Below are 2,612 nucleotides of genomic sequence, written 5' to 3'. Positions count from 1 at the left end.
CAGAAGGCTTTGGTTCAACAGGGGAAGAAGCAGAAGGAACAGAATCTGGAGATGAAGGTGATACCGGAACAGAGGGCTTAGATGGCATAGCCTCATCTGTAGAAGTCTCAACTGGAACAAATGGTGCAGGCATAGGCACAGCAGAAGGATTTTCTGGAACTGTTGGTACAGAGGGAGACGGAACTGGTGCAGAAGGAGTCAGCGTCGAATCCGTAGGGATAAATGTTTCAGACGGTTCAGATCCCTCAGGCAAAGAAGGTGTAAATGGTATAAGTGGAGGCTCAACAGAAGGGGGTTGTTCAGGTGAAATAGTCTCTGTTGGTCGTTTAGAAGGAACCGTCTCTTCCTCAGATTGAGGAGGTAAAACTGTAGACGTTGGCTTAGAAGCAGTTTCAGAAGAATCTAATTCAGGACCAATGTAAACACTTTCGAGACGAAAATCCCAAAAATCCCCTTCTCCAACAACCAATCTATTCTTTGGATCTGCATTTCCAGAAGAAGAACTTGGACCATAGGCACGAAGTTTATATTGATAAGGAAATCCATTCACTGTAGTATAACTATTGGCTAACTTAAAAGAACTTTCCTCTGCTGTCCCAGCAACTTGAACAAGTGAAATACTTTGACTCCCTTTATTGCCAGCTTCTCCTTCTAAGGTTTTGGAAAATTTCTCCATCATGAGCAGTGTACTTCCCAAAACATTCCCGTAGATCAAAATACGATCAGTTTTTTGCGGATTAAACGAGCCGTCATTATTCACAAACGTACTCATCTTAATCTGCACATTTCCCTTTGCATTATAAGCGTCTTTATCATATTGTATCCCATCTATTGGATTTATGTCATTTAGATTACTTCCTTTCTCAATATATACTTTTCCAATATATAGCGTTTGATAATCTTGAGATATAAATTTATCAAAAAAAATTGTGCTATCAGAAATGCTTATAGACGAAAGTAATGAATCTACAGGAAGAGATTCCTGCAAATCTGTATGTTTCCTTTTGGTGAGATACCATGCAGAGCCATGTGTTAATTCTAAGTGAACAGTTGATACATCCTCAACACGAATACCCCCTGTAAGGGTAGAATTCTTTGCTTTCACCAATAGAGAAGAATTATTTTGAGCCTTTAACAATAAATCACCAGAGATCTTTGTCCTTTCTGTTAATTCAATGGTAGCTTCAGCTCCATAAATATCATCTCCCGTACTATAAATGGCAATACCATCAGGAACTGAAAAAGTTGTCTGTGACAAATGCAAAGATGCTTCACCCCAAACAATTTTTTCTACTTTTGAAAGTTTTTCACTCCCTACCTTAAACATATCACCCCATACATCTGGACCTAATCCATAAAAATACAGACCGTATACTCCCTCACCCTGAACAGAAATATTGTTTTTTTCTATCTTAATACTTGTCTTTTTAAACGCATTTGATGAAGCGTATTCTTGAATCAACTTACCTTCAGCATCTGCATAACCTGCAAAATTCGTAATCAAGAAGCCATGCATATCAGTCAGCTGAATAGAATCACCACGCAAATGAACATTACCACCCTGTGATATGTCAAAAGCTCTTGGAAATTCATCAATAGTTTCATTATCAACTACAATCGTGTGTTTCTTACCTTTGCCCTGAATATTGGTTGTATCAATAAGATATTTTCCCCCAAATTGTGTTGAAAACGCAACAATCTCATTAAAAGTAATAGTACTGCCTGATATCCTAACGAATGCATCAGAACTACTAACAAATCCAATCTCTTTTGCATTCAAGTTATCTGATACAATATCAATATTTACGCTCACTAAAGCAATATCGGTTTTTTTTCCTTCTGCACATACAGCTTGCAAACTACCTTCAATCTTCCCTCTATTCATCACAACTTGCCCGTTCTGAACACGAAAACCGGACATATCCTTAATATTTGAATTGGTTAGAACAAGCTTGCCATCATCTTTTACAGATGCACTATATAAAAATGACTGCTTTGGCCTATGCAAGATAATATTTGTCTCTAATAAATTTAAAACAGTTCCCTCTTTTTCTATAGAGAAGACAGCAATAAAATCATCTAGAGAAGAGACAGAAGGAATATAATTTTTATTACTTATCGTATGTTTTTTACTATCGCTATACGTAAAAAAACTCCCTGATACATTACAGGAAGTTCCTAAATTATTAGGATTCGCATTAACACTCACGATTGGCAAAAAAGAAACAATAGCTGTTGTAATAAATAAAAATTTATACCCGCTTAATACATTAACCATAACTTTATTCCCAATTTGCCTTTCTCCCCCTGTTAGTTAAAAATAAAAAATATTCCCCATAATATTAAGTTAAACACACAAACAATGAGAAGTATAAAACTTAATATTCATTTTATACTTCTCAAAACACTTTATAACTTATGTAAAAATTACTCTATATTTCATAGGCATCTAAAAATGATAGCGTAAACCACCTGAAAAAATCGCTCCGGAAAAACCAACTTTCTTAAATCTATGCTGATAAGTAACATCTCCATGAAGAGAAAGTTTTGTTGAGAGACGGGCATTAAACCCAACCCCTGCTTCCAAAGAAGAACCAAAGGAACCTAACTGA

Annotated in this window: 1 protein-coding gene; it reads right to left on the bottom strand. The window is 36.1% G+C overall.

Annotated features, from left to right (window positions below; genetic code table 11):
• On the bottom strand, positions 1 to 2,278 hold a 2,278-nt coding region (locus ACFIMW_RS09070), incomplete at its 3' end, for an autotransporter outer membrane beta-barrel domain-containing protein (RefSeq protein WP_375608871.1).
• Positions 2,279 to 2,612 lie beyond the last annotated feature (334 nt).

The organism is Bartonella sp. AC329YNZD (assembly GCF_042196685.1).
Lineage (GTDB): Bacteria > Pseudomonadota > Alphaproteobacteria > Rhizobiales > Rhizobiaceae > Bartonella.
This window is presented reverse-complemented; position numbering and strand designations above follow the sequence as displayed.